The organism is Psychrobacter sp. 28M-43, from assembly GCF_014770435.1.
Taxonomy (GTDB): Bacteria; Pseudomonadota; Gammaproteobacteria; order Pseudomonadales; family Moraxellaceae; genus Psychrobacter.
This window is the reverse complement of the sequence record NZ_CP061739.1, coordinates 2929339-2956164: the sequence shown is the minus strand read 5'-3', so window position 1 is coordinate 2956164 and position 26826 is coordinate 2929339. Positions and strand designations below refer to the sequence as shown.

Annotated in this window: 26 protein-coding genes; 19 read left to right on the top strand and 7 right to left on the bottom strand. The window is 42.5% G+C overall.

Features of this window, described 5'->3' with window-relative positions; genetic code table 11:
- Nucleotides 1–74: 74 nt before the first annotated feature.
- The 4 genes from IEE84_RS12390 to IEE84_RS12375 form a co-directional block, all read right to left on the bottom strand.
- On the bottom strand, nucleotides 75–914 hold the full coding sequence (locus IEE84_RS12390) for a metallophosphoesterase (RefSeq protein WP_191114373.1): 840 nt from the start codon (nucleotides 912–914) through the stop codon (nucleotides 75–77).
- A 316-nt stretch (nucleotides 915–1230) separates the two neighbouring features.
- Nucleotides 1231–2034 carry a metal ABC transporter permease gene (locus IEE84_RS12385; protein WP_101205961.1) on the bottom strand — a complete coding sequence of 268 codons (804 nt, stop codon included), beginning with the start codon at nucleotides 2032–2034 and terminating at the stop codon, nucleotides 1231–1233.
- Nucleotides 2035–2138: 104 nt separating this feature from the next.
- Entirely contained in the window at nucleotides 2139–2936 is a 798-nt protein-coding gene (locus IEE84_RS12380) for a metal ABC transporter ATP-binding protein (protein ID WP_191114372.1), read from the bottom strand.
- 72 nt (nucleotides 2937–3008) lie between these two features.
- Nucleotides 3009–3587 carry a Fur family transcriptional regulator gene (locus IEE84_RS12375; RefSeq protein ID WP_191114371.1) on the bottom strand — a complete coding sequence of 193 codons (579 nt, stop codon included), beginning with the start codon at nucleotides 3585–3587 and terminating at the stop codon, nucleotides 3009–3011.
- A 210-nt stretch (nucleotides 3588–3797) separates the two neighbouring features.
- Here IEE84_RS12375 and IEE84_RS12370 point away from each other — a divergent pair, with 210 nt between their 5' ends.
- From IEE84_RS12370 to IEE84_RS12310, 13 genes are all read left to right on the top strand, one after another.
- Nucleotides 3798–4691, top strand: coding sequence for a metal ABC transporter substrate-binding protein (locus IEE84_RS12370; RefSeq protein WP_191114370.1), 894 nt, complete (start codon nucleotides 3798–3800; stop codon nucleotides 4689–4691).
- A gap of 277 nt (nucleotides 4692–4968) precedes the next feature.
- The gene (locus tag IEE84_RS12365) at nucleotides 4969–5367 is read left to right on the top strand and encodes an ATP synthase subunit I (RefSeq protein ID WP_057762011.1); all 399 of its coding nucleotides are present in this window, start codon (nucleotides 4969–4971) and stop codon (nucleotides 5365–5367) included.
- 676 nt (nucleotides 5368–6043) lie between these two features.
- On the top strand, nucleotides 6044–6910 hold the full coding sequence (gene atpB, locus IEE84_RS12360) for a F0F1 ATP synthase subunit A (protein ID WP_101205957.1): 867 nt from the start codon (nucleotides 6044–6046) through the stop codon (nucleotides 6908–6910).
- 33 nt (nucleotides 6911–6943) lie between these two features.
- Entirely contained in the window at nucleotides 6944–7192 is a 249-nt protein-coding gene (gene atpE, locus IEE84_RS12355; protein ID WP_010197960.1) for a F0F1 ATP synthase subunit C, read from the top strand.
- A gap of 117 nt (nucleotides 7193–7309) precedes the next feature.
- Nucleotides 7310–7780 (top strand): F0F1 ATP synthase subunit B, encoded by a 471-nt coding sequence (locus IEE84_RS12350; RefSeq protein WP_101205956.1) that lies wholly within the window; start codon nucleotides 7310–7312, stop codon nucleotides 7778–7780.
- Between the two features lie 13 nt (nucleotides 7781–7793).
- A complete protein-coding gene (locus IEE84_RS12345) occupies nucleotides 7794–8417 on the top strand; it encodes a F0F1 ATP synthase subunit delta (RefSeq protein ID WP_057762004.1) in 624 nt (207 codons plus the stop codon).
- Between the two features lie 93 nt (nucleotides 8418–8510).
- The gene (gene atpA, locus IEE84_RS12340; protein ID WP_057762002.1) at nucleotides 8511–10055 is read left to right on the top strand and encodes a F0F1 ATP synthase subunit alpha; all 1545 of its coding nucleotides are present in this window, start codon (nucleotides 8511–8513) and stop codon (nucleotides 10053–10055) included.
- A gap of 216 nt (nucleotides 10056–10271) precedes the next feature.
- Entirely contained in the window at nucleotides 10272–11153 is an 882-nt protein-coding gene (gene atpG, locus IEE84_RS12335) for a F0F1 ATP synthase subunit gamma (protein ID WP_057762000.1), read from the top strand.
- Nucleotides 11154–11191: 38 nt separating this feature from the next.
- The gene (gene atpD, locus IEE84_RS12330) at nucleotides 11192–12625 is read left to right on the top strand and encodes a F0F1 ATP synthase subunit beta (RefSeq protein ID WP_057761998.1); all 1434 of its coding nucleotides are present in this window, start codon (nucleotides 11192–11194) and stop codon (nucleotides 12623–12625) included.
- A gap of 114 nt (nucleotides 12626–12739) precedes the next feature.
- The gene (locus tag IEE84_RS12325; protein WP_057761996.1) at nucleotides 12740–13156 is read left to right on the top strand and encodes a F0F1 ATP synthase subunit epsilon; all 417 of its coding nucleotides are present in this window, start codon (nucleotides 12740–12742) and stop codon (nucleotides 13154–13156) included.
- Between the two features lie 600 nt (nucleotides 13157–13756).
- A complete protein-coding gene (locus tag IEE84_RS12320) occupies nucleotides 13757–14473 on the top strand; it encodes a response regulator (RefSeq protein WP_057761994.1) in 717 nt (238 codons plus the stop codon).
- A 323-nt stretch (nucleotides 14474–14796) separates the two neighbouring features.
- Nucleotides 14797–16494, top strand: coding sequence for an ATP-binding protein (locus tag IEE84_RS12315; RefSeq protein ID WP_102093131.1), 1698 nt, complete (start codon nucleotides 14797–14799; stop codon nucleotides 16492–16494).
- Nucleotides 16495–16685: 191 nt separating this feature from the next.
- The gene (locus IEE84_RS12310; protein WP_191114369.1) at nucleotides 16686–16865 is read left to right on the top strand and encodes a hypothetical protein; all 180 of its coding nucleotides are present in this window, start codon (nucleotides 16686–16688) and stop codon (nucleotides 16863–16865) included.
- 38 nt (nucleotides 16866–16903) lie between these two features.
- Here the strand turns inward: IEE84_RS12310 and IEE84_RS12305 are convergent, their stop codons facing one another.
- The gene (locus tag IEE84_RS12305; protein ID WP_191114368.1) at nucleotides 16904–18379 is read right to left on the bottom strand and encodes an ATP-binding protein; all 1476 of its coding nucleotides are present in this window, start codon (nucleotides 18377–18379) and stop codon (nucleotides 16904–16906) included.
- 426 nt (nucleotides 18380–18805) lie between these two features.
- On the opposite strand from IEE84_RS12305, the gene rpsP reads away from it, so the two are divergent.
- From rpsP to rplS, 4 genes are all read left to right on the top strand, one after another.
- Nucleotides 18806–19075, top strand: coding sequence for a 30S ribosomal protein S16 (gene rpsP / locus IEE84_RS12300; protein WP_021812802.1), 270 nt, complete (start codon nucleotides 18806–18808; stop codon nucleotides 19073–19075).
- Between the two features lie 165 nt (nucleotides 19076–19240).
- Nucleotides 19241–19774 carry a ribosome maturation factor RimM gene (gene rimM, locus IEE84_RS12295; protein WP_191114367.1) on the top strand — a complete coding sequence of 178 codons (534 nt, stop codon included), beginning with the start codon at nucleotides 19241–19243 and terminating at the stop codon, nucleotides 19772–19774.
- A 77-nt stretch (nucleotides 19775–19851) separates the two neighbouring features.
- Nucleotides 19852–20616 carry a tRNA (guanosine(37)-N1)-methyltransferase TrmD gene (gene trmD / locus IEE84_RS12290; protein WP_191114366.1) on the top strand — a complete coding sequence of 255 codons (765 nt, stop codon included), beginning with the start codon at nucleotides 19852–19854 and terminating at the stop codon, nucleotides 20614–20616.
- Between the two features lie 205 nt (nucleotides 20617–20821).
- Nucleotides 20822–21244, top strand: coding sequence for a 50S ribosomal protein L19 (gene rplS, locus IEE84_RS12285; RefSeq protein WP_057761981.1), 423 nt, complete (start codon nucleotides 20822–20824; stop codon nucleotides 21242–21244).
- A gap of 223 nt (nucleotides 21245–21467) precedes the next feature.
- Here the strand turns inward: rplS and IEE84_RS12280 are convergent, their stop codons facing one another.
- The gene (locus IEE84_RS12280) at nucleotides 21468–22028 is read right to left on the bottom strand and encodes a DUF4442 domain-containing protein (RefSeq protein WP_191114365.1); all 561 of its coding nucleotides are present in this window, start codon (nucleotides 22026–22028) and stop codon (nucleotides 21468–21470) included.
- Between the two features lie 512 nt (nucleotides 22029–22540).
- Here IEE84_RS12280 and IEE84_RS12275 point away from each other — a divergent pair.
- Together IEE84_RS12275 and uvrC are read left to right on the top strand one after the other, a co-directional pair.
- On the top strand, nucleotides 22541–24064 hold the full coding sequence (locus tag IEE84_RS12275) for a DUF3360 family protein (RefSeq protein ID WP_191114364.1): 1524 nt from the start codon (nucleotides 22541–22543) through the stop codon (nucleotides 24062–24064).
- 154 nt (nucleotides 24065–24218) lie between these two features.
- Nucleotides 24219–26063, top strand: coding sequence for an excinuclease ABC subunit UvrC (gene uvrC, locus IEE84_RS12270; RefSeq protein WP_191114363.1), 1845 nt, complete (start codon nucleotides 24219–24221; stop codon nucleotides 26061–26063).
- Between the two features lie 133 nt (nucleotides 26064–26196).
- Here uvrC and IEE84_RS12265 read toward each other — a convergent pair whose 3' ends face one another.
- Nucleotides 26197–26769: a dihydrofolate reductase gene (locus IEE84_RS12265; protein WP_102093125.1), complete on the bottom strand. Its 573-nt coding sequence runs from the start codon at nucleotides 26767–26769 to the stop codon at nucleotides 26197–26199.
- Nucleotides 26770–26826: the final 57 nt, after the last annotated feature.

Below are 26826 nucleotides of genomic sequence, written 5' to 3'. Positions count from 1 at the left end.
TTGATTAGGAATTATTGACGAAAGCTATAAGTATAAAGGGCTAAGGGTTATACTATTCCCAATAATTCTGGGCATCAAGTATCCAGTCTTTCAACCCAGCTTGCAACTGTTCCATTGTTGGCTAATTGCAACCAGCGATATCCTGGTAAAGCATACTCATCATAAGAAAAATCATCTTCATAAGGTTTGAACTGATAGCAGGTAGATGGCGTGCTATATACCGTGACGCCTTGGCGCAGTCGAACTTGCTCTTGGTGAGTATGTCCACTGATCACCACTTGTAGCTGTTCAAATGGTGCCATATGCTGCCAAAAACTCTCAGTGTTTTCTGCCATATGGGTATCAATCCAGTCAGAATCAACTGGAACAATATGGTGGTGTAGGGCGATTAATGCGGGCTTATCACAGGTGCTGAGTCTCTCACATAACCAATTGATATCAGTAGGCGTAATCTCGCCTGCGACCTTACCAGAAATGGAGGAGTCTAATAACAACAGCTGCCAGAATTCAGTCTCAATGACATGACGACTTAACAAGCGTGAGTCAGCAGGCTGAGCGACAAGCTCTCGCTGAAAAAACGGCAAGTCTTTACCATTCTCGTCCGTCACATCATGATTACCAGCAATACAAGCAAAAGGAATCTGAGTCGCCTGCAATACAGTAAAGATATGATCATAAATTGAGGACTTTACTCGATTGACCAAGTCACCGGTCACAATAATCAGATCACAGCGAATATCTTCACTAAGTGCCTGTTGAAGCACTGCTTCAAAGCTATGCTGACAGGCCATGTCATCACTATAGGAGTTACTCTCAGCAACAAAGACAGGCGTCGATAAATGCAAATCAGTAATCTGTAAAATATTTATTATTTGGTCGGAGGTGCTTAACTTATTGGCAGGATAGTTTGGCATTGGTTCAGTCCCTTATCGAATCACAACAATAAGTATTGTTAGCGCGAGTATGGATAAATGAGCTACTATTTTTCACTGGGTATTTATAATTATCATAAATCTACTATAGAAGAGCACAGCGTTTATCTTGAGCTTACTTTGACTCGAATCAACGATATTTATACTATTAATTAGCAATAGCAAATTTAAAGTCTAGAGCCACTTTATAGTATTATTGAGCTAAAGTATTCATTATATTAATAAAATAAAGTCGAACAAAAAGATAGTGAAAAACAGTCATGTTTTATTTATTATAACGTATTTACAGCGACGCTAACTAAAGTTTTATCTTTATCAACTTTGAAAAAATGAGTGCAGTAAAAAATAAAGCAGCTAATATCAAGACGATAGAAAGACCTGTCTGAATATCTAGCCAAATACTGCCCCACACACCAAGTGTCACACCCAGTTGAGCGATTATCAACGCTATAATCACCATTTGTTTTGGCGATGCCGACCATAGACGTGCGGTCAGTGCAGGTAGTACTAATAATCCGCTGATTAATAGACTGCCAACTGCCTGTAGAGCAATCGCACAAAACCCTGCTAGTACACCCATAAAAAACAGCCGTTGCCGTGTTGGGTTGATACCTTGAATACGTGCCAATGCTTCATGCGTTGCCAGCTTGATTTGCGCAGGCCAAATGTAAATAAGCAGTCCCAAGCCAGCTAATACGCTACCAGCAAGCAAAGGCAAATCTGCCCAATCAAGATCTAGCAAGTTGCCGAATAAAAACCCGAGCACATTGGCCTGTTGGTCAGTCAATTGGGTCAAAGCCAGTAAGCCTAGGCATAATAGCGATACTGACACGACTGCCAATACAGCATCCACTGGCAGACGCTCATCATCAATCAAGACCAGTCCTAGCACGACCATGACACTGACCAATGCAATGCCAATGCCCATTGGCAGTTGCCACCATACAGCCAAGGCTACACCTAGCAACGTGCCATGGGCTAAGGCATCGGCGAAGAATGCCATACGCCGCCACAATACCAAGCAACCTAACGGCGCTGATAATAACGCTAATATACTGCCAGCGATCCAAGCAGGCGCAATGATGGCTAACCAAGCAGTCATAATGAATATCCGTAAAATTTTTATAAATAGAGTAAAGCCGTATTATTTATATATTTGATAGTTTTGGCTTTGATGAGCTAGATTTCGAGCTTTGTCTATTAAACCTATAACTCGCTTGGCGCATGGTGTTCACAGGCATGGGGCTGATGTACGTATGGCTGCTCGTAATGATGACCAAATAGCTTTTGAAATTCGGTACTAATAGCTAGCTCGCTTGGTTGTCCTTCACAGCAAATATGTTTGTTCAAACAAATGACGCGGCGGCTGCCTTTCATGACCCAGTGCAAATCATGAGACACCACTAGCATGGCGCAACGTAAGAAATCTGGTAGCTCATCAATGAACTGATATAGCCAAACTTCAGTATCAGGATCGAGCCCCTGCATTGGCTCGTCTAAAATAAGCAAATTGGGTTTGTCTAGTAGCGCTCTGGCCAATAGTACGCGCTGCGTCTCACCACCTGATAAATGCAACATCTGCCGTGACAGTAAATGCGTTAATGATAAGTTATCAAAGATAAACTGCCGCTGCTCAGGGGTTAGACGTTTTTTATCTGCTTGCGCCAACAAGTCGCAAACGCGTAATGGCAATATCGGTGGCACAGCAAATCGCTGCGGTACGTAGCCAAGCTGTAACGGCTGATGTGCTGTCATAGAGCCATCAGTTGACTCAATCAAACCTAAGATAAGTTTGACTAGCGTTGACTTACCAGCGCCATTGGGACCGATAAGGCTGACTGTCTCGTTAACAGCAATGTCAATATCGATGTGAGAGAGCAGACATTGAGGCCCAATATGATAACTGATATTGTTTAAGCTCAATAATTTGTCAGCGTTACTCACAGTACTGTCATTTGTAACAGCAGGATTTGACTGATTATAAGGTAGGGTAGAGGTATTCATAATATGACAACGCATAGGTAAATAGACAATCGACGAATCATGCTTAAAACGTTTACACAAACCATAGTAGCTCTACTGACAAGCTTGGCAACGACCGCTAAGCTCAATGACACTACGCTCAACCACAAACCCCACATCTTGCTCGGCGAAGCTCATCATTTCCTGAACAGGTAGGCTGCTGCATTCTTGCACTCGTTGACACTGATCGCAGATCAAAAAGGCGGCTGTATGTTGGGCGCGCGGATGACAGCAAGGAACATAAGCATTGATAGAGGTTAATTGATGAATCAACCCTTCACTTAGCAAAAACTCTAAACTGCGATAAACCGTTGGTGGCGCGACGTTTTTTGGCGCGCGTTTTTTGGTTGTCTTAGTTTCTACCGAAAGTGTTGGTGAGCTCGCTACTTTTTGAATATCGCTGTCATCAGGTATAGACAACCGCATTTGCTGCAACTGAGTGATTAGGTCATAAGCGCCAACGGGCTGATCCGCCTCCAAGACCAATTGGTATATCTGCTGACGCAAAGGCGTAAAGCGCGCGCCATTTAGACGGCAATGCTCTTTAGCTGCTGCTAAGCGTTCATAAACATCATGCGGAGTCAGATCTTGCACATCATGCAAATGTTCGCAGATCGATGAAGTAATAGACATGGTACAGGCTCCTAAAAATAGCATGGTAATCGCATGACGTTTTTTATGATAGCGTTTTTTATTGTTATAGTATAACATACTAAAATAAGAACTGAGTGAATTGTCTTATAGTAGTCTTGTATATCTACCCTTTTTACAGGAGTTGGGCAGTACACTATTGATCCTACGTTCGTTATCAAACAATGCTATCTAACAATAAAAGAGCTTACTATGAACGCTGTTTTTACTTACTCCGTACGTTCGCTTATCACATTACAGTGCTTGCTAATGACAGGACTGATAGTTTTAGGAACTTTTACACTGAATGCACAAGCTGCAACGGTCAGTGTTAGTAATTATCCGCTATTCTTGTTAAGTGAAGCAGTAACAGAAGGTGCGCCATCAGCCAATCGACTATTGCAAGCGGGGGAGGTGGGACATCATGGTAGTATCAGCCCAGGTGATATCAAGGCAATCAAAGACAGCAAGTTCGTCGTATGGTTCGGTGAGCCGCTAGAAAACAATCTAGCAGCAAGTCTAAAAACAGCCCCAAATGCCATTGCTTTATTTGAGTTTGATGCATTCAATCGACATCCATTACGTGATGTAAAGGGCGACGCTATCGCGGGTACACTAGATCCACATATTTGGTTAGACCCTGAAAATGCCAAAGCCATTACCCGTGCATTGGCTGTAATTCATAGCCATGCCAATCCGCAATATAAAGATCTATACCAAGCCAACGCGAAAAAATTTGCACAGCAACTAGACAAAGAAGTTACTGCATTTGAGAAAATCTCTATTCAAAGTGCCTCAAAAACACGACCTTATTGGGCTTATCATGATGCTTATCAATATATCGAAGATAGCTTACACTTAACGCTCGTTGGCAGCCTTAGCGTAGATCATCATCTCTCACCCAAAGCAAGCCAACTCCGTTGGTTAAATGAGCAACGCCCAGCCAAGCAAATGTGTTTGATTAGTCCAAGTGAGCCAGCAAAAGGCTTACTTGCGAAGTTACAACCAGTGAAGAGTACGGTACAGCCAGAAGATATGAGTAGTAGCGATGACTTTATCAGCGGTTGGCAGAGTATGGCCAAACAGATATATCAATGTATCTCGTAATATAATCAAGAATAGCAATTTGCTAGGATTGTTTGAGTTGGTTGTATAGCTTCGCTTCAAGCATTTATTACAGACTAAATACTATAATAATCTTAGCAAAATGCGTTAGGTGACTGATAAAAGTCATATTTTACTTGCTTAATAGTTACGCTCTACCTATAATAAGTAGCGTTTTATTTTGGCCGAAAGGTAATGCCTGTAGAGTAAGTCATTCACGGATAAAATTATCATAAGTATGATATATTGTCCCAATGCTGTAAGGGCTATAGGAATACCGATGACCAAGCCTGCCAAACGCACGCAAAAAGACAAGATTGGCATCTATATTAAACGACAAGCATGGATACTATTTATCCTTATTATCATTGCTTGGTTAGTAGATACTATTTGGCTACATAGTGAGCTTACGATAGCAAAAAGCGCTGCAATTGGTGCGCTACTAAGTTTTATCACTCAAGCAGTATTTGCGTTTTTTATTTTTTGGTACACCGGATATCGCGCGCGCCAACACATCGTTAGCCAGCTATATCGGGGTCAAATGTCAAAATGGTTATTGACCGTGTTTGGTTTTGCACTAATTTTTATTACCGTACAACCCCTATCTGCGCCAGCGCTGTTTATCGGTTTTATGGTAATGCAAATTAGTCACAGTTGGATGTTGTGGCATATACGCTAGCGCTAATAAATGATCGCTAAACAGATGGTTTATTAATAGTACTGGCAAGTCACCCTGCCGTCCAGCTTCTCTATGACTAGTTCGAAAAGTCGAAGCATAACGCTGTCTTAGGATAGCACCAGTGATTATAAAGACCGCACTATGAGTCTCAATGTTAGACGTAGTATGCAGTGAGAGGGTAGGGGTTATTCAACTATCTGTATCACTGATAATTAGAGTACTGATATCTAATTATGGTTAGTAGCTATATTAGCAAGTAAAACTGGTGGCTAACTTATTCATACAGTGGATAAAAAAATCACAATTGACTTTACACGAATACAACGCTGCATTAATATAGGCGGCTAAATATTTTGCTTATAAGCGCTACATTAAGCGCCGATCGTAAAAAACGGTCAGTGGGCAAGCACATATATAATAATTTTGCGTATAAAAATGCAAGGGCTATTACTGAGTTATCATAAGCCCTTTTTTGATAGCTAAAATTTATCTCACGCTATCAAATATTGCATATTAGTAATAGAACTTTGGGTTGGATGTTGTTGGTTACATGAGTGATTTAGTACGGTTTATTTGTCTGCTTAATAGCAGGATAGATATAAATACTACACCTCATCAGATGACAACCATATTTTTGGTAGTTGATTAAATCGTTGATTAATAAGAAGCTTACATTATGGCATCCGAGCAAACATCATCAGAATATATCTCTCACCACTTAACGAATTGGACGTATGGCTATCTGCCGGGCGAAGGTTGGAAAGTTGCTCATACTGCTGAAGAAGCAGGGGCAATGGGCTTTAACGCTATCCATCTTGATTCTATGCTATGGTCGATTGGTCTAGGTATCTTATTTTGCGCCGTCTTTTGGATGGTTGCCAAAAAAGTCACTTCAGGCGTGCCAGGAAAAACTCAGGCAGCAGTTGAGATGATCGTTGAGTTTGTTGATAACAACGTTCGTGATTCATACAGTGGTACATCAAAACTGATTGCGCCATTGGCGTTGACCATTTTTGTCTGGATCTTTTTGATGAACTTGATGGATTTGATACCTGTTGATTTCATTCCAGGTATTGCTGGGCAAATCGGTGCCGCTATGGGCCATGATCCACATCATGTTTTCTTTAAGATTGTTCCAACGACTGATCCTAACATCACGCTTGGCATGTCGTTCTCTGTCTTTGCACTGATTATCTTTTATAGCATTAAAGAAAAAGGTTTGGGCGGTTTTATCGGTGAGTTAACACTGCATCCGTTTGGCGCCAAAAACCCAATCGTACAAGCGATTTTGATTCCCATCAACTTCATCCTAGAAGCAGTTACTCTAATAGCCAAACCTGTATCACTTGGTTTGCGTCTATTCGGCAACATGTATGCTGGGGAATTGATTTTCATACTGATTGCTCTAATGCCGTTTTGGATTCAATGGGCGTTATCGGTACCGTGGGCTATCTTCCACATCTTAGTTATTACACTTCAAGCGTTCGTATTCATGATGCTGACGATAGTTTACATGTCGCTTGCATCATCAACTGAACATTAATTAGACATTCAATAGGTAAATGAGGATACATCAATGGATCCAGTATTAGGTGGTTACACAGTTATCGCAGTAGCACTACTTATCGGTCTTGGCGCACTTGGCACAGGTATTGGTTTTGCTATTCTAGGTGGAAAATTCTTAGAAGGCGTTGCGCGTCAACCAGAGCTTGGCTCACAATTGCAAACTCGTATGTTCATCGTAGCAGGTCTTCTTGATGCTATTCCGATGATCGGTGTTGGTATTGCTATGCTATTGTTGTTCGCTAACCCTCTAGCAGGTTAATCCGAAAGCTCAGTTGTAAATGTTTGGTATTCGGAGACTTTCTATCAAATATAGTCAAGATTTGACTACCAAACATGATCAATGAAACTGATTTTTCATTAACAAAGAGGTGATCACGTGAATATCAATTTTACCCTCGTCGGTCAAGCCATTGCTTTTGCAATATTTGTGATTTTTTGCATGAAATTCGTGTGGCCACCACTTATCGGTGCCATCAATGAGCGTCAGCGTAAAATTGCTGAAGGTCTGAATGCCGCAGAAAAAGCAAAAGCAGATTTGGCGACCGCGGAGCAAAATGTCCAGCAGGAACTTGATCTTGCAAAGACCAAGGCTGCCGCTCTAATCGAGCAAGCGAACAAGAGTGCCAATCAGCTCGTCGAAGATGCAAAATCGCAAGCCCAAGCGGAAGGCGAGCGCATTCGTCAACAAGCGCAAGCATCTATCGATCAAGAAATCAATCAAGCGCGTGAATCATTACGTGCCCAAGTTGCTGAACTGGCTGTACTTGGTGCAGAGAAGATTTTGCAAGACAAAGTCGATGTGCAAAAACATGCCAGTATGTTAGACCAACTGGCGGCGAAGCTGTAATTGTGAGGATATAATGGCTGACTTATCAACCTTAGCACGACCGTACGCTAAAGCCGCGTTTGACTATGCCAACGAAAACGGCGCAGTCAACGAGTGGGAAAACTTCTTACTTGTTGCTAGCACTGTTGTCAATGACAAGTCGTTCAGTACTTGGCTAGACAATCCAGCTGTTTCTGCTGAGCATAAGTCAGCTGCTTTGGTCGATCTTTATGATACGCAAGTAGCTAGCGCTAATGATTCTGCTTTTAAGCAGTTATTAAGCGAAGCTCAAGGGACTAGCCTTGACAGTAACGTAAGCTATCCAAAAGTATCAGTAGCACTTAGTAACTTCGTTAAACAGTTATCAGAACAAGAGCGTCTGGCGCTGCTTCCTGAAGTTTATGAGCATTATCGCCGTCACAAGGCAATAAGCTTAAAGCAGCTTGACGCATATGTGACCTCTGCCTACCCATTGACTGATGAACAGCGTCAAACGCTACAAACGCGTCTTGCTGCCTCGCTAAATGCTAGTGTAGTGATTCACGAATCAGTTGATCCAAGCCTATTGGCAGGCGCTACAATCAAAGTCGGTGACAAAGTCATTGATGATTCGATGCGCGGCAAGTTACAACAGTTAAAAACACAGCTAACTGCCTAATGCCAATCATCAATACAGTCAAATATTGACTGTATGATTATAAGAGCAATTAAGTCAGTGGGCGGGTTATCATAAATTAAAGGAAACAAGGCAATGCAACAATTGAATCCAGCGGAAATCAGTAACCTGATTAAGCAGCGTATTCAAGACCTTGATGCGGGTGCAACTGCAAAGAATGAAGGCACGATTGTCAAAGTATCTGACGGTATCGTGCAGATTCATGGTCTTGAAGATGCCATGTACGGCGAAATGATTGAGTTTGAAGGCGAAATCTACGGAATGGCTCTAAACTTAGAGCGTGATTCTGTTGGCGCGGTAGTACTTGGTGATTACCTAAAGCTGCAAGAAGGTCAAAAAGCCTATTGTACTGGTCGTATTCTTGAAGTACCAGTAGGTCCTGAGCTGTTAGGCCGTGTTGTTGATGCTTTGGGTAATCCTATTGATGGCAAAGGTCCTATCGATGCCAAGATGACTGATAAAGTCGAAAAGATCGCTCCAGGCGTTATCGACCGTCAATCAGTAGATCAACCAGTAATGACTGGTTATAAAGCCGTTGATACCATGATTCCAATCGGTCGTGGTCAGCGGGAGCTTATCATTGGTGACCGTCAGACTGGTAAAACAGCGATGGCTATCGATGCGATCATCGCACAGAAAGCGTCAGGCATTAAATGTGTATATGTGGCTATCGGACAGAAACGTTCGACTATCGCTAACGTAGTACGTAAGCTTGAGCAAACTGGCGCACTAGAATATACCACTGTTGTGGTTGCTTCAGCATCAGAGCCTGCAGCACTTCAGTATATCGCACCGTACTCAGGTTGTACGATGGGCGAATACTTCCGTGACCGCGGCGAAGATGCACTGATTGTATTTGATGACTTATCAAAGCAAGCAGTTGCTTATCGTCAGATTTCACTACTATTACGTCGTCCGCCAGGTCGTGAAGCTTATCCTGGTGACGTATTCTATTTACACTCACGCCTACTTGAGCGTGCATCACGTGTAAATGCTGATTATGTAGAAAAGTTCACTAACGGTGAAGTGAAAGGTAAAACTGGTTCTTTAACCGCACTACCAATCATTGAAACACAAGCCGGTGACGTATCTGCATTCGTACCAACCAACGTGATTTCGATCACTGATGGTCAGATCTTCCTAGAGTCTAGCTTATTCGCCTCAGGTATCCGTCCAGCAGTAAACGCTGGTATCTCGGTATCTCGTGTTGGTGGTGCCGCTCAGACTAAGATCATCAAAAAGCTATCTGGTGGTATTCGTACCGCTCTAGCTCAGTATCGTGAACTAGCAGCATTCGCTCAGTTCGCATCAGATCTTGATGACGCAACTCGCGAGCAGCTTGATCATGGTGAGCGTGTGACTGAATTGATGAAGCAGAAGCAGTATCAGCCGATGTCAATCTCTGAGCAAGCAGCCGTTATCTATGCTTCAAACGAAGGCTTCTTAGCTGACGTACCTGTCGAAAAGATTGGTTCTTTCGAAGAAGCGTACCTACGTTATATGCATGATGAGCAAAGTGAATTGATGCGTGAGATTGATGACACTGCGAACTACAATGATGATATCGCAGGTCGTTTAAAGTCATCTCTAGAGACCTTTAAACAAAATCACAGTTATTAATTTAACGGGTTAAGCCGAATTGGTTATAACTGTAGCTTAGAGCTGATAAAGTGGCGCGTTGTCTGACCAGATATTTGCGCCACTGTTTTAACCATTACCGGTATTAGATCGCGTAATGCCACAAGATATAAAATGTTATTCTGTAGGATTGATGTTGTATATCAAACGATTGTCGCATGCGCCAATGCTTTTTAACCCTCTTATATTGGAATCATTATGGCAAGCTTAAAAGAGATACGTGCCAAAGTCACCAGTATTAAAAGCACCCAGAAAATTACTCGTGCTATGCAAATGGTAGCGGCAAGTAAAATGCGCCGTGCACAAGAGCGCATGGAAGTGGGTCGCCCGTATGCTGATAGTATGCGCCGGGTTATTTCACATTTGGTGCATGCCTCATCAGACTACAAACATCCGTATATGGTATCGCGTCCAGTCAATAAGGTTGGCTATATTGTCATTACCTCTGACCGTGGCCTAGCGGGTGGTTTGAATATTAACTTATTCAAAGCCCTAACTAAAAGTATCCAAGATTATCAAGATCAGTCTGTACAAGCTGAGTTTGCAGTCATCGGTGCCAAAGGTGTGAGTTTCTTCAAAAACTTTGGTGGTAAAGTTACATCGGCTGTGACCGATTATGGCGATAAACCAACGTTTGAACAATTGAATGCACCGGTTCAAGCGATGCTTGAAGACTATAGCAACGGCAATATTGACCGTATCTATGTGGTCTATAACCGATTCATCAATGCGATGACTCAGAAACCAACAGTCAATCAGTTGGTTCCTCTACCAGAGCAGTCATTTGATGATGAAGACAGTGGTCTACAGACAGAACTTAGCTGGGATTATATCTACGAGCCTGACATCAAGACGTTAATTGATGAATTGCTTGGTCGCTACATTGAGTCGATTGTTTATCAAGCGGTAATGGAAAACATTGCCTCTGAGCAGTCTTCACGTATGGTTGCGATGAAAGCGGCAACAGATAATGCTGGTGACCTTATTAACGATTTACAGTTGGTTTATAACAAGCTGCGTCAAGCGGCGATTACCCGAGAAATCTCGGAAATCGTTGGCGGTGCTGCTGCTGTTTCATAATTGACTACACCTATATATAGAAGTTCAAGGAGAACGCAATGAGTAGCGGTCGTATTGTACAGATTATTGGCGCGGTTCTTGACGTTGAGTTCAACCGTAATGAAGTTCCTCAAATTTTTGATGCCTTGCAAGTAGACGGTACCGAAACTACCCTAGAAGTACAGCAACAGCTGGGTGACGGTATTGTACGTACTATTGCAATGGGTTCAACCGAAGGTTTAAAGCGTAACCTACCTGTTACTAATACTGGCGCACCTATCTCTGTGCCTGTAGGTACTGGTACGCTAGGTCGCATCATGGATGTTCTTGGTCGTCCTATCGATGAAGAAGGTCCTGTTGTTGCTGACGAAAAATGGTCTATCCACCGTGAAGCGCCAAGCTACGCGGATCAGTCAAACAGCACTGAGCTACTAGAGACTGGTATTAAAGTTATCGATCTACTTTGCCCGTTTGCTAAAGGTGGTAAAGTTGGTCTGTTTGGCGGTGCTGGTGTTGGTAAAACCGTTAACATGATGGAGCTGATCAACAACATCGCTCTAAAACATGAAGGTTTGTCAGTGTTTGCTGGTGTTGGTGAGCGTACTCGTGAAGGTAACGATTTCTATCACGAAATGCAGGAAGCCGGCGTTGTAAACACGGAAGACTTCAGTAAGTCTAAAGTAGCAATGGTATATGGCCAGATGAATGAGCCACCGGGTAACCGTTTACGTGTTGCACTGTCTGGTTTGACCATGGCTGAGTACTTCCGTGATACCAAAGATCCTGTGACTGGCAAAGGTCGTGACGTACTATTGTTTGTTGATAACATCTACCGTTATACACTAGCGGGTACAGAAGTATCAGCACTACTTGGTCGTATGCCGTCAGCGGTTGGTTATCAGCCAACACTAGCTGAAGAGATGGGCTTACTACAAGAACGTATTACGTCAACTCAGTCAGGTTCTATTACTTCAGTTCAGGCGGTATACGTACCTGCGGATGATTTGACTGATCCATCACCTGCTACAACGTTTGCTCACTTGGATGCAACAGTTGTACTAAGCCGTGATATCGCATCACAAGGTATCTATCCTGCGGTTGATCCATTGGATTCAACGTCGCGTCAGTTAGATCCACAAGTAATCGGCGAAGATCATTACAATGTTGCTCGTGGTGTTCAGGAAGTTCTACAGCGTTATAAAGAGCTTAAAGACATCATCGCTATCTTGGGTATGGATGAGTTATCAGAAGAAGATAAATTGGTTGTTTATCGTGCCCGTAAGATTCAGCGCTTCTTGTCTCAGCCATTCCACGTAGCTGAAGTCTTCACTGGTGCACCTGGTAAATACGTACCACTACGCGATACCATTGCTAGCTTTAAAGCAATCATCGCCGGTGAATACGATGACCTACCAGAGCAAGCGTTCTACATGGCTGGTAGCATCGATGAAGTAGTCGCTAAAGCTGAAAAAATGAAGTCTAAGTCAGCGTAAGTTGTATGAGCATAAGCTAACGAGTAGATATAATATAAACCTTGTATCTACTCTTCAGTAACGCATCGCAGTTTTACTGTTTTTTGATCGCGCTTTGATGGTAAGGAATTAAGTATGGCAACGTTACAATGTCGCGTCGTAAGTGCTCGTGAAGAGTTGTATTCAGGCGAAATTAGCATGTTAATAGCTACTGGTACCGAAGGCGAGATTGGTGTATTGCCAGGTCACACACCGCTTATTACTTTGCTAAAGCCAGGTGCAATGCGAGTGCAAACACCAAACGGTGAAGAAGAAGTAATTTACGTCTCAGGTGGTGTATTAGAAGTACAGCCTAAGATGGTTACGGTATTGGCTGATACAGCCATGCGTGCACACAATCTTGACGAAAGCAAAATCGTTGAAGCACGTAAAAAGGCTGAGCAAATGCTAGTTAACCAGTCTGATACGCTACAAACCAATGCTGCTTTGGCCTCACTTGCAGAGTCAGTAGGACAATTACAGACTATCCGTAAGTACAAAAACCGCGCGTAATTTATTATTGATGGCTCTAGCTAATCATTTAGAGTTATCGCTAAAAGTAATAATAAAAAGACAGTCCATTATATGGGCTGTTTTTTTATGTCTATTCATTATGAAATTAACGGTTCTGCGGTAAATAGACATGGTTGTTATTTGTCTATTATTTGTGGCAGTTCAATCTATTCTCAGGAAAAATCTTTTATTATCAATGAATCATCGTCCATTGGAATTTTCTTAAAAAGACACTGGCGACAACGGTAATATATGGTTATATTAGACATAACGTATTATAAGTAACGGGCAGTAACTGTACGCGATAATGTTGGCTCGATAGTTTGGCTAATCAGCAAACAATAGATAATACAAATTGCGATGTACTAACGAAGTAATTGGCGTAATTTTTGGACGCAAACTAAAGTTTTGATAGGGGTAGTTTATAGGTTTTGTTACCGACTATCAGCTATAGTATAGGAAGCTGATAATTTAATAGTATACTGTGCTACCAAGTTTGTAACAGCTATACGAACATCAATTGTGCCACTATATGGTGCTATTAATTTTACCGCTCTTACTTTTACTGCTTTTAAATTAGATGTATTAGAGGATATAACAATGACAACGAATGAAGAAGACAACACCCCCCGAATCTTGATTGTTGAAGATGATGAGCGTCTGGCCATGTTGACTCAAGATTACTTGGTCAAAAATGGTTTAGAAGTGGCAATTGAAACTGATGGTAATCGCGCTATTCGCCGTATCGTCAATGAGCAACCAGATATGGTTGTACTTGATGTCATGCTACCTGGTAGCGATGGTTTGACTGTATGCCGTGAAGTACGCCCACATTATCAAAATCCAATTTTGATGTTGACTGCACGTACTGAAGACATGGATCAGGTATTGGGTCTTGAGATGGGTGCTGACGACTATGTTGCCAAGCCTGCTCAGCCACGTGTATTGCTTGCTCGTATTCGTGCGCTATTACGCCGTTCAGAAAATGCACCATCAGAAGATGTGCCACAACGTCTAGAGTTTGGCGAGTTGGTAATTGATAACGGCGGTCGTTCAGTTAACCTAGGTGATGAGTTGGTTGATTTTACCAGTGCTGAATATGATCTACTATGGTTGCTTGCTTCTAACGCAGGTCGTATTCTATCTCGTGAGGATATCTTTGAGCGTCTACGCGGTATTGAGTATGATGGTCAAGATCGTTCAATTGACGTGCGTATCTCACGTATTCGTCCAAAAATCGGTGATGATCCAGAAAATCCAAAGCGTATTAAGACCGTACGTAGTAAAGGCTATCTATTCGTAAAAGAAGGCAACTAATATTGTTGCTTCTATAGGTTGATTAATTATTGATCACTATTCGAAAAAACCAGCAACGATGCTGGTTTTTTTGTGGCTAAATTTTAATTTTTAAACTTAAATGCAGTGTTATGTGGTTTAATTAAGCCATTATTATAGACGCTGACTAAATATATGTCATACATATAAGTCTTTGGATGATTGCCACATATGAATTAAAATGCGGTAATTAAAAGTTAAAGTCTATCTCTATTCGATCATGTTCGATATCATCAAACACATAGTACTATCTATATGTTTGATGAGATTGGCAATCTCTATTTATTAAGTTGGTCACGGCACGTATGTCATTAGTCTCTTCTTTAAAACACAGTATTTTTGTTCGTATCTATGCTGGGCTACTTATAGTCTGTTTGTGTGTGGCACTGTTTGCGCAGTTATTGATGGATACCATTAATAAGGAGCGTGTGCAGTCCTATCGTGAAAATATGGCAATGGGGGCGTTCCATTTGGTGAGTGAAGGAATCTCTCACCAAAATAGCGAAGAAGAGCGTGAATATTGGTTATCAGATGCGAGTAGTTTGTTTGGTACTACTTTTAAAGTCTTGCCTATTGACGAAGTAGATTTTAGCGCCAGTGAGCTACGCCGCTTTAAAAATGATAATACCGTTGTGCGTTATTTTAACCAGCCTGTATATGCAGATGTTTATTATCGCTTGCCGGATAATAAGAGTGTGTTAACAGCAAGAATCTCTCAAGTTACCGAACAGCAAGTACGGGCAATCGCGGTCTTTTTATTAGATGATTTGTCTTATCACATGACATTATCGGACAAGCGCGCACGTTTGGCTGAATTGGAGAAAAAGTTTTCTTTTCCTTTAGCGTTCAAAGCAGTCAATACACTTGAGTTAGATTCAGATCAGATGTCTCGCCTGCGCCGTGATGAAGTTGTTATATCGCTGCAAGATACTAACAGTAGTACGAGTAACTCTGCGATTAGGGTAATAGTACCCTCTGAAATCAATGATATGGCAATTTTGATTGGGCCTATACCGTTATTTAATTGGTTCCCGCTTAACTTAATTATTAGTATGATTCTTATCAGTATGTTCCTAATTAGCTTAGGTGTATATGCGCTCATCTTCCCGCTTGAACGTAAGCTACAATTGATTCAGGTAGGTGTGAATGAGGTCAGTCAAGGTAACCTTGATATTCAAGTACAGGTTATTGGTCAAGATGAAATAGCGCGTTTGTCAGCGACTTTTAATGCCATGACCTCGCATATTAAGCGTTTGATTGAATCACAGCGAGAGCTTACCCGAGCGGTCTCACATGAGCTGCGTACGCCAGTGGCTCGTATTCGATTTGCGGTAGATATGCTTGCTGATACGGATGACGAAGACTCACGTTTTATGCAGCGTGACTATATTGATGAAGATATTGAATCGCTTAATGGTTTGATTGATGAGATTTTGACCTATGCTAAGCTTGAGGAAGGGTCACCTAAGCTAGATTTAGAACCAGTAAACTTAAGAGAGCTGTTAGAGCAGATCGAGCGCGAAACCAATGCGCTAGGTAAACCTATCAAAATAGTAACCAGTTTGCCAAATGCAAAAGTAACGGCAGTGGCAGATAGACGTTACTTACACCGTGTGATTCAGAACCTTGCAGGTAATGCATTACGCTATGCAGAAACAACCATTATCATTAGTGCAGGTGTCAAAAAAGGTAATGCCTTCGTCAGTGTCGAAGATGATGGACATGGTATTCCTGAAGCAGATCGTGAAAAAGTGTTCATTCCATTCTCACGCTTAGATGACAGCCGTACACGCGCGTCAGGTGGCTATGGTCTAGGCTTGTCTATTGTATCGCGCATTGCCTTTTGGTTTAATGGTAGTATGAAGGTAGATGAGAGTCGCGAATTAGGCGGTGCAAGGTTTGTGATGACATGGCCTATCAAACCATTAACGCAAATTCTTGCTGCTGATGAATTGACCCAAGAGAAAAGCGAGCGCGACTTCGATACTAAGTTGTCAGATTAGACCAAGTTATAGGGCTAAGCTATAAGAGCAAGCTATCAGGCTAAATCATCAGGCTAGGCCATAATTATTAGTCATGATACTAAAGACAATCAGCGTCATCTTAATGGTATAACAGGATACAGATTTATAGCTGGGTGACGCACTTGTCGCTATTTTTAAGACAGTTGGACAATGTCATAGGAGGGCATAGGATGCCATATTTATTTGGTGGCTTGGTAGTGTTGAATGCGATTACGCTAGGCTATTATTTGTTCTTAAAACAGCCGTCAACGACCCAAACACTACAAACAGCTCAGGCTGAAATTACCCAGCCACTAGCTTTTACTAACAGTGCTGAGTATATTCCGCCGGCTATTGGTAGCAAATACTAGCGTTGACCTCTTTGCTTATTCAGATTAAAGTCTCATCACTATTTTGAATTTGGTACCGTATTGTCTACCTCAGATACCTCTTCTACATCAGCCGCTAGCGTAGTATCTCCAGCGACTTTGGAGAGTAGGGGAATACGTACGCATACTTGTAGCCCGCCTTCAGGGTGGTTGATGGCTTCAACAGTACCATGATGTAATCGTGCAATACGATCAACAATCGCAAGACCTAGTCCACTACCTTGAGTAGTCCGTGCCGTCTCTCCACGTTCAAACGGTTGCATAATTCGCTCTAATTGATCGTCAGCGACGCCATCACCGCAATCTCGTACACAAATCACTAGCTGTTCTTGAGCTTCTTTATTCACCACATTTTCGCTGACCACATCCGTATCTTCGTCTTCGACAGTTTCTATAAATGTCGGTACAACCGTTGCTGATAAATAAATAGGTGGCTTTCCATAACGATTGGCATTATTGACCAAGTTGATAATCAGACGCTTGATGGATAATGGACGTACAGGGACGACCTTGTCGCATTCTGACTCATATACAAACTTCATTGGCGCAAACTGCACCATGATTTCATTAAATATAGTGTCTAGGTTGGTCAAGCTGACTGGCTCATCAGAACCATCTTTCATAAAAGAGATGAACTGCTCCAAAATGGCATCCATATCCTCAATATCGTAAATCAGCCCTTCACGGAAAAAATCATCTGGTAGCATTTCTGCGGTTAAGCGCATACGTGTCAACGGCGTCCGCAGATCGTGTGAGATGCCGGCAAGCATGATTGTTCGCTCTTTTTGCGCCTGATTCAATGTTGTGAACAGTCGGTTAAACGCCATATTAACTTGACGTATTTCTGTGGGGCCTTTTTGCGTTGGCAGTGTGGTTGCATGACCAAGACGAATATAGTTAGTAGCCGCCCGTTGTAGGTAGCGTAGCGGGCGATTCAACTGACGGGCTAATAGAATAATCGTTAGTAGCGATAGGATAGGCAGTCCAATCAAAAATAGCACCAGTAACGTCGGGCTATACTGCGAATAGTAGACGACAGGCTCACGCACCCAAAAACTGTCATCACGGCTGTCTTGTACCCATAGCTGCGGTGTTGGCTTAAATTTAAAATAGACTTCTACAGGGCGACCAAGCTGTGCACCGATTTCACGTTGTAGTACGTCCGTAAAAAAGCTCACGAACGGCTTGTCAGCGACTTCTGGAAAGTCACTAGGGTTATTTACTACGACGACATGAGAGTGCTGGTAAATCCATTGGCGTACTTCGGGCCGTCCTTGCCAATCTTTATTAACGCTATTGATCAGCTGCACCTCACTCGTCAAATAACGCGCATGATTTTTTAACTCTGGCAGATATAGACTGCGCCAAAAGAACAAAATTGACAAGCTCACACTGATAAGCACGATAAAGGCAACCATCAAGGTCGTTAGCCAAGTATTGGAATAAGAGCGTGGCAGCCAACCTTTACGACGCGGTTTTGGGTTTGGAGATATCATATGTGTCCAGCAGAGTAAAAGAAAAGTTAGTGTGATATAGCCTGTAGCTCTTTAAATACGATTGCCTTAAGGCGAGTATATACGTTAATTTATGGCGGTATATCATAGAATAGCATAACCAATAAATAGTACTGATACAGTATGCAATCGACGAACGAGCCGGATAATTATTGGAATAGATATAAAGTTAAGCTTAAGGATAGGTGTATCTAGCAATCATCTGTTTTTCAGAGAGAGGGATAGTAACCTATAGAACCTAAAGAAAAACTTTAAAAATAAGCCATTATCATCAGTTATATTTTACTTAGGTCGTCATTTAAGCTATTGTTAATAAATAATTAAATATGCACAGTTTATGTTTTCAACAAATAAAGACTGTGATATAATTATGCCCTTTTTGGTATACCTGCGAAAGAGAGAATTCACATGGTTGTTATTCGTTTAGCACGGGGCGGTGCCAAGAAACGCCCATTTTATCAAGTAGTTGTTGCTGATCAACGCCGCGCGCGTGACGGTCGCTATATTGAAAACATCGGCTTTTTTAACCCACTCGCTAAAGAGTCTGAAGAAGCAGTACGCCTAAACATGGAAGCGTACAATGCGTGGATCGCAAAAGGTGCACAACCTTCAGATCGCGTTGCTTCATTAGCAAAAGCTTACAACAAGTCTGCAGCTCAAACTGAAGCAACTGCTTAAGTTTTGGTTGTTACTGAGACGTTCGTAGCAAAACTATGACATGACTCAGTAGACTTTAGAATACATAGCGTAACTGGTCTGACCAGGGTGCGCCATTAACTGTTTATCGCTTTTGACGCAATTGTTTTTGCAATTGCTGTTTTAATCATTGTTAGGTTAGCTGCTATGTCATCTGTTCCAAACGCTAGTGCCCTTATGAAAATTGGTCAGCTTAAGAAGCCTTACGGCATTAAAGGCTGGCTTTGGGTATTCAGTGATACGGATGACCGTACAGCAATATTCGACATGAAGCCATGGTGGATGAAAACTGCCACTGGCATGAAACCTTTAACTGTGAAGGCTTGGCGTGAGCAAGGAACAGGAATTGTGGCTCAATTTGAGCAGATTCCTGATCGTAATATTGCTGAGACTATGAACGGTGTTACCGTTTGGGTCGAACAAAACGTCCTACCTGAAACAGCTGAAGACGAATATTATTGGTCGGATTTGGTCAGTCTGCGCGTGATGAACGAGCAGAATGAGTATCTAGGTAATATCACTGAAATGTTTGAAACCGGTGCCCATGATATCATGCGTGTAACGGCAAATTCAGACAGTTTAGACAATGAAGAACGCCTGATTCCATGGCATAAGCAAACTGTGATAGAAGTCAATATGACTGAAAAAACAGTGCTTGTGGCATGGCCGAGTGATTACTGATAGCGTTTCTGGCTTTTTAGTCAGACGTTGTTATTACTTACACCGATTGTTTTAGCCTTAACGCAAGTAGACATCAGATGTATTTTGCCGTAATTAGTATTTTTCCTGAGATGTTTGCCACGATTCGTGAATTTGGAATCACGGGCCGAGCAGTGACTCAAGAGCAAGTTACGATTGAATGCATTAATCCACGTGATTATACCACCGATAACTATCGCCGTATTGATGAGCGCCCTTATGGGGGTGGTCCTGGGATGGTGATGATGGCTGAGCCATTATCGAAAGCCATTGAGGATGCACGATTGCGTGCCAGTCAACATGGTTGCCGTGTCGATAGTGAGCACTGTCCGGTGATTTATATGTCACCGCAAGGACAGACGCTTAGTGAGAGTAGCGTAGTCAATATGACTGATTACGATGGCATGATTTTATTATGCGGTCGTTATGAAGGTATTGACGAGCGTTTACTATCACAATATGTCGATATGGAAGTATCGTTAGGTGATTACGTGTTGACTGGTGGCGAGTTGCCAGCAATGGTGCTGATGGATAGTGTGATACGTCGTCTGCCCGATATCATGGGTGATGATAAGTCAGCGGAGCAAGACTCTTTTGTCGATGGCTTGCTTGACTGTCCACACTATACTAAGCCGCATGAGTTTGCGGGTATGGCGGTTCCTGAGGTATTACTTTCAGGTCACCATGCCAATATCGCTAAGTGGCGTTTTAGTCAGCAAGTCAATCGTACGCAAACGCGTCGTCCAGACTTATGGCAAGCGTTTACCCCAACGGTAGAGCAAGCGAAGTGGTTGAAAGCATTAGCCAAAGCAGATAAAAAGTAGATTTTTAAAATCTAAATTTATCGTGACTAAGTTTGATAAACAGTTAAGAAACAGAATTTTGAGCAATAATAAAACGAGTCATAGCATAGTGGCCGTTGGTTATAACCCATTTACGTTGTGTCTCACTATAAAGAGATGCGATTAATTATTACAAACAGGTGATATGCGTCAAGCCTCTATTATCTAATGTGAGGAGATAACTCTCATGAGCAACAAGCATCCATTGGTTCAGGTCATCGAAAACGCTCAATTGCTTGAGCGCCCAAGCTTTGCACCCGGCGATACCGTTGTGGTACAAGTAAAAGTACGTGAAGGTGAGCGTGAGCGTTTACAGGCTTTTGAAGGCGTTGTAATTGCTAAGCGTAACCGCGGTTTAAACTCAGCGTTTACCGTACGTAAAATCTCAAGCGGCGTTGGCGTTGAGCGTGCATTCCAATTGCATTCACCAATCATCGAGAGCATCGAAGTGAAACGTCGCGGTGCTGTTCGCCGTGCGAAACTATACTACTTACGTGAGCGCTCTGGTAAATCAGCACGTATCCGCGAAAAACTTGGTGCTCGTCCAGTTGCTAAGAAAAAAACTGACGCTGGCGTACCTGATGCAGTTGATACTGCACCTGGTATCTAAGCACAAGTTTGCCGTTTTGAGTTAGTCCTATAATTTAGGATTGGCTCAAGACAAGGTAATAGTAGATACAAGCCCTTATTCATAGGTTTATTTATAAATAAGCGGGCCATACCAAAAAAGACGAAACCCCAATCTATGCGAAAGCTAGATTGGGGTTTTTGTATGTATAGCATTAATAATTTAAGTTTTATCAGCTCTAATACTATCAGTTATCAGCCAAAGTTTATGGAGCATCAAATGTATCGATGCGATTGACTTGCTCTTTGGACTTACTGTATTTGCGTAGTCTAATGTATAACGTCTTGGTAACGGTCGCAATTAGCTTTTGCTGCTCATCCACGATGTCGACTTTATACTCACGGAATACCGCTTCGCCTTCTTTTGTCAGCTCTTGAATAGTGATGATTTCAGAACTAGGTATTTTCATGCGAGCAGTGACTTTACTATTACCAGGTGCAACAAAATCGATGTGTGAGCTTTTGTCCCACACCACGTAATTACTACCCAGTTGATGCATCAACATAAGCATATAAAAAGGGTCAACCATTGAATATAAGCTACCACCGAACTGAGTACCGACGATATTTTTGTTCAGAGTGTTTAGTCCCATGCTTACTACGCACAAACCCTGATCGAGACTGATATGATCGATTTTGATACCTGCACCAATGTATGGTGCATAAGTATTAAGGCGCAGCTTTAATAAATGCGGTGTCAGCAATGGCATGATGCTTTGCTTGGCCCGACGTTTCAAAGTCTCAAAATTGGTAGGTAATACGCTCATAAACTTGTCCTGTTGCCTTTTCTCAATTTTTTGATTGTATCAATAATGCGGTTTTAAACAGTATCACTGAGAAATAAATCGATAAAAAGTATTTATCATAATTAAAAAGCACCCAGCCCGCTAGCTTTAAAGCGTAACCAAAATTACATATTTATGCCCACTTATAAGTAAAGATCGTTATTTATTATAACTATCTTTGCTATTCATCTATGTGATAAAAAATCATCTAGTTGCAAATCATTATCAATAAAATGGTCGTTTATCCTAATTCAACATCTATAAAAGAGAGATTTTTTCCTCATGGTTTTATATTAAGGTCAATTTTGTCTCAAATAGAAACTTTAGTTTATATATTATAATGAGATACATAGTATCTTTAAATGGTTTGAGGTTCGCATTTCATCAAGTCTTGGCATACAATAGTTCGCAGTTTGTAATAGGCGCTTTGGTCTATACCATTAGAGCAGAGCGTGTGCAGTCAATCAAAGACGTAATCGACACAAGGAAATGTGATGAGTAACCCTCAGACCCCCTCTTCAGGGTCTAATACGCCGACCTCGAACGTAACCCACGACAATCAAGTACAAGGCAGTTATGTAGATTTGCATAAGCCCAGTTCTAGTTTCGACAGTCGTGATGCTTATTTAAACCATGAATTACAAATCATGCAGCCGAAACGCTGGCGTCCTAATTTACCATTCCGTGATTACCGTTTTGAATACGAAGATACTATTCCAGCAATGGCCGCGACCATCGGTAAAGTTGTTATGGTGGGCGCCATTGCAGCAACCTTTGCAGGCCCACTCGGCTTAGGTGATGCGTTTGTCTTAGAAAACGTACGCTATGAGCTATTGATCGTCTCCTTCTTTATTATCTTATTTTCGGGCTTTCTACTGCCGACGGCCAACCTCGCAGGTACTCATGGCCCATTAATCCCTCTGATTCCTATTGTGGTAGCAGCTGGTGGGCACCCGATGGCCTTTGGTTTGCTTATCGGTGCTTTTGGTCTGCTCCTTGCGATTAGTAAAGGGGGGAGTCTACTGGCTAATTTGACCAGTAAAGGTGTTTGCGGTGGCCTCTTGATTTACTTGGGCTTTATCGGTACCACGTCACAGGTCAAAAACCTCTTCGCTTGGGCAGAAGGGATTGGCATGTCGCATATCGCTTTCTTTATTATTTTGGCGACTATCCTGCTGTATGCGTTGCTTGAGCATTGGCAAAAACGCTGGCTCGCGGTACCGCTAAGCTGTGTGTTAGGTGGTGGTCTTGCCTTTGCATTGGGCGCACCTTTTGAGTTCAAAACAGCACCAGGTCTACCAAACATGAATCCAATGTATTGGTGGGGCGAAAACACAGGTTGGATGTTAGGTCTGCCGACGATTGAAAGCTTCATTGTAGTATTGCCGTTTGCTATTTTGGCCGTGGCAATGTGGTCGCCAGATTTCTTGGGCCATCAAGTATTCCAAAAAATCAGCTATCCTAAGCGTACTGAAAAAGTGCTTATGGATATTGATGACACGATGACCAGCGCTTCATTTCGTCAGGTAGTCGGCTCTGTATTGGGTGGTGCCAATTTTGCGTCATCTTGGGGAACGTATATTGTTCCTGCAGCGATTGCCAAACGTCCGATTCCTGCCGGTGCTTTATTGACGGCATTGTTTTGTATTATCGCAGGTGTTTGGGGCTATCCGATGGATTTGGCCATTTGGCAGCCAGTGATGTGTGTGGCCTTGATCGTTGGGGTATTTATTCCATTACTAGAAGCTGGTATGGAGATGACGCGCGAAGGTAAAACCACGCAATCTGCTGCTATCGTGGTATTCGCGTCGGCATTGGTTAACCCAGCCTTTGGTTGGTCGCTCACGTTGTTGCTTGATAACTTGGGCTTGATTGGCTCTAAAGAACGTAGCGCTAATTTGACTAAGATGAGCCGCTGGATCATACCGGGTATTATGTTTGTGGTATTGACAGGTGTTATGGCTATCGTTGGTATGCTGCCGGGTATCCCAGCACTGATGGCTAACTTCCGTCATTAATAGTATGTGATCGAATAAACAATAATAGAACAAACTAAGCCGGCAAAAGCTGGCTTTTTTATGGGTAGCGCTGCGATAATAATTAGCTTGTAAAACAATGACTCCCGCCCCATAACTAGCAGTATTACTAAGGTTTTTAAGAGCAATAAATTCTATGGTTAATGTCTCAGAATCGAGTCCTGTCGATGATAGAAAAGTCCGTCTTAAGCATCTGATTAAGCGCCTGCCTAACTTGCCAGGGGTGTATAAGATGCTGGGCAAGAACGGCGATATATTATACGTTGGTAAAGCTAAGTCGCTAAAAAGTCGGGTAAATAGCTATTTTGCCAAAACGATAGATCATCCAAAGACACGGGCGCTAGTGGCGCGGATTCATAATATTGAGACTATCATTACGCGTAGTGAGACCGAAGCGCTGTTGCTTGAACAGAATCTGATCAAAGAGCATCGTCCACCTTATAATGTGCTGCTGCGTGATGATAAATCCTATCTTTATGTGTTTATCTCAGCCGATAAGCCTTATCCACGGTTGGCTTATGGTCGCGGCAAGGGTAATCACCAAAAGGGTCGATTCTTTGGCCCGTTTCCCTCTGCACATGCGGCAAAAGAAACGCTGGTATTGATGCAAAAAATGTTTCAAATGCGTCAATGTACCAATACCTTTTTTAAGCAGCGTCAGCGTCCTTGCCTTGAGTATCAGATCAAACGTTGCCGTGCGCCTTGTGTCGGCTTGGTATCGCCAGAAGAGTACGCAGAAGACGTGAATAATACCATTCGTTTTTTAAAGGGCGACTCTAGCGATATCCATAGTACGCTGATTGAAAAGATGGAAGCGTCAGCTGAAGCACTAGATTTTGAGAAAGCAGTATTTTATCGCGATCAGCTGTCCATGCTACGTGAAGTACAAGCAAGGCAAGCGGTCTATACCGTACAAGGTGAGGCAGATGTGATTGCGATTGCTAGTCAGGCTGGCATGACCTGTGTGAATGTGCTGACGGTACGTGGCGGCCGTGTATTGGGCGGAAAAAACTATTTCCCAGATGTGGATAGTAGTGAGTCGCTAGCAGACAATTTATCAGCTTTTATTACGTCATTTTATTTCCAAGTGACCGACGATCTGCCAGCTGAAATCATATTGAGCCATCAGATACCAGATCAGGTGGCAGTGAGTGAAGCATTGGCAACGCATTTTGGTAATAAAGTAGTCATCAAGACCAATGTCCGCGAGCACCGTTCAGAGTGGCTAGACTTAGCCACATTGAATACCAGTAATGCATTAAAAACCAAGCTTGGCGATTATTTAGAGCTGCATGCACGCTTTGGCGCACTAAAAGACGTACTGGCGACTGTCACCGATCGGACGATTGATCGCATTGAGTGTTTTGATATCTCACATACGATGGGTGAGGCGACCATTGGTAGCTGTGTGGTGTTTGACCAAGGTGGCTCGCGCCGTCGCGATTACCGTCAGTATGCTATTCATGATATCCAAGGTGGCGATGACTATGCAGCGATGAAACAAGTACTGACTCGACGTTATAAGAAGCAGCCGTTGCCGGATTTACTACTGATTGATGGTGGTAAAGGTCAGCTTGGCATTGCCAAAGAAGTATTAACTGAGTTGGGTATTCTTGGCGACACCTTGCTCATTAGTGTGGCAAAAGGGGAAGGGCGCAAGGCTGGGCTTGAGGTATTGCACTTTATCGATCATGAGCCGTTAGATTTACCGATGGATAGCAAAGCATTGCACTTGCTGATGCATATTCGTGATGAGGCGCATCGTTTTGCAATTACTGCTCACCGTAAAAAACGCGATAAGCGTCGCTCGTCATCAGTGCTAGAGGTAATACCGGGACTGGGTGAGAAACGTCGTCGTGACTTGCTCAATCATTTTGGTGGTATGCAGCAGCTACTTGGCGCTTCACAGCAAGAGTTGGCAGGCGTACAAGGCATCGGACCAGTACTCGCAAAAACGGTTTATAAAGTATTGCACGAGTAATAGATTAGATAGTATCAAGCAGCAGTTTTTATTGATTGTATACAAATAAGACTTTGTGAAGAGTAAACGAAAAAGGGGGCAGTCTGGGATAAGTAAAATTATCCAAGACTGCCCCTTTTTTAATAGGCTTTTACTACTTATCAGTTTCTACTTTGTAAGTGGTAAATTTAAAGCTTAAATCGCTTTTCTCATCGTGCATTTGCTCAGATTCGTCTGCTACTTTAAAGCGTTCTGGCAGCTCAGGGTAAAAGGCATCGCCGTCTGCAATATCAGTATCTACATGAGTCAACTCAATACGGTCGGTGTACATCAAAGCGTCACTAAATACGCGCTCACCGCCAATCACCCAAATCGTATCGAGATGCGCGCCATGTGCTAGGCTAGCTGCTTGTGTCAGGGCATCATCTAGGTTGTGTACCACATAAGCATTGCTGCTATCTGCGAGACCTTTTGTCTCAGCATAATCCATCTGTGTCGTGACAATGAAGCTCACGCGTTTTGGTAATGGTTTACTACCCATCGACTCAAATGTCTTACGACCCATAATTACGATACCTTGAATCTTGCTATCGTTTTCTTTGGTCGTCATGCTTTTGAAATGTTGCAAATCTGCTGAGATATGCCACGGTAGCTCATTGTTTTTGCCGATACAGCGATTGCTACTAATAGCAGCGATTTGGGCAACTTCGGTATGGGCATAGCTCATAATATATCCTTTTTATTATATTCTTAAATTTTGCTCTGATTCAGTGTAGTTAACCAG

Bases quoted from the DNA above. Each gene is read 5' to 3' on its own strand.
- IEE84_RS12325 (WP_057761996.1), top strand. From the start codon at position 12,740: ATGGCAACGTTACAATGTCGCGTCGTAAGTGCTCGTGAAGAGTTGTAT.
- trmD (WP_191114366.1), top strand. From the start codon at position 19,852: ATGTATTTTGCCGTAATTAGTATTTTTCCTGAGATGTTTGCCACGATT.
- atpD (WP_057761998.1), top strand. From the start codon at position 11,192: ATGAGTAGCGGTCGTATTGTACAGATTATTGGCGCGGTTCTTGACGTT.
- IEE84_RS12390 (WP_191114373.1), bottom strand. From the start codon at position 914: ATGCCAAACTATCCTGCCAATAAGTTAAGCACCTCCGACCAAATAATA.
- IEE84_RS12345 (WP_057762004.1), top strand. From the start codon at position 7,794: ATGGCTGACTTATCAACCTTAGCACGACCGTACGCTAAAGCCGCGTTT.
- atpG (WP_057762000.1), top strand. From the start codon at position 10,272: ATGGCAAGCTTAAAAGAGATACGTGCCAAAGTCACCAGTATTAAAAGC.
- IEE84_RS12275 (WP_191114364.1), top strand. From the start codon at position 22,541: ATGAGTAACCCTCAGACCCCCTCTTCAGGGTCTAATACGCCGACCTCG.
- rpsP (WP_021812802.1), top strand. From the start codon at position 18,806: ATGGTTGTTATTCGTTTAGCACGGGGCGGTGCCAAGAAACGCCCATTT.
- atpE (WP_010197960.1), top strand. From the start codon at position 6,944: ATGGATCCAGTATTAGGTGGTTACACAGTTATCGCAGTAGCACTACTT.
- IEE84_RS12310 (WP_191114369.1), top strand. From the start codon at position 16,686: ATGCCATATTTATTTGGTGGCTTGGTAGTGTTGAATGCGATTACGCTA.
- rplS (WP_057761981.1), top strand. From the start codon at position 20,822: ATGAGCAACAAGCATCCATTGGTTCAGGTCATCGAAAACGCTCAATTG.
- IEE84_RS12265 (WP_102093125.1), bottom strand. From the start codon at position 26,769: ATGAGCTATGCCCATACCGAAGTTGCCCAAATCGCTGCTATTAGTAGC.
- IEE84_RS12305 (WP_191114368.1), bottom strand. From the start codon at position 18,379: ATGATATCTCCAAACCCAAAACCGCGTCGTAAAGGTTGGCTGCCACGC.
- uvrC (WP_191114363.1), top strand. From the start codon at position 24,219: ATGGTTAATGTCTCAGAATCGAGTCCTGTCGATGATAGAAAAGTCCGT.
- IEE84_RS12315 (WP_102093131.1), top strand. From the start codon at position 14,797: ATGTCATTAGTCTCTTCTTTAAAACACAGTATTTTTGTTCGTATCTAT.
- IEE84_RS12385 (WP_101205961.1), bottom strand. From the start codon at position 2,034: ATGACTGCTTGGTTAGCCATCATTGCGCCTGCTTGGATCGCTGGCAGT.
- IEE84_RS12365 (WP_057762011.1), top strand. From the start codon at position 4,969: ATGACCAAGCCTGCCAAACGCACGCAAAAAGACAAGATTGGCATCTAT.
- IEE84_RS12370 (WP_191114370.1), top strand. From the start codon at position 3,798: ATGAACGCTGTTTTTACTTACTCCGTACGTTCGCTTATCACATTACAG.
- rimM (WP_191114367.1), top strand. From the start codon at position 19,241: ATGTCATCTGTTCCAAACGCTAGTGCCCTTATGAAAATTGGTCAGCTT.
- IEE84_RS12380 (WP_191114372.1), bottom strand. From the start codon at position 2,936: ATGAATACCTCTACCCTACCTTATAATCAGTCAAATCCTGCTGTTACA.
- atpA (WP_057762002.1), top strand. From the start codon at position 8,511: ATGCAACAATTGAATCCAGCGGAAATCAGTAACCTGATTAAGCAGCGT.
- IEE84_RS12320 (WP_057761994.1), top strand. From the start codon at position 13,757: ATGACAACGAATGAAGAAGACAACACCCCCCGAATCTTGATTGTTGAA.
- IEE84_RS12375 (WP_191114371.1), bottom strand. From the start codon at position 3,587: ATGTCTATTACTTCATCGATCTGCGAACATTTGCATGATGTGCAAGAT.
- atpB (WP_101205957.1), top strand. From the start codon at position 6,044: ATGGCATCCGAGCAAACATCATCAGAATATATCTCTCACCACTTAACG.
- IEE84_RS12280 (WP_191114365.1), bottom strand. From the start codon at position 22,028: ATGAGCGTATTACCTACCAATTTTGAGACTTTGAAACGTCGGGCCAAG.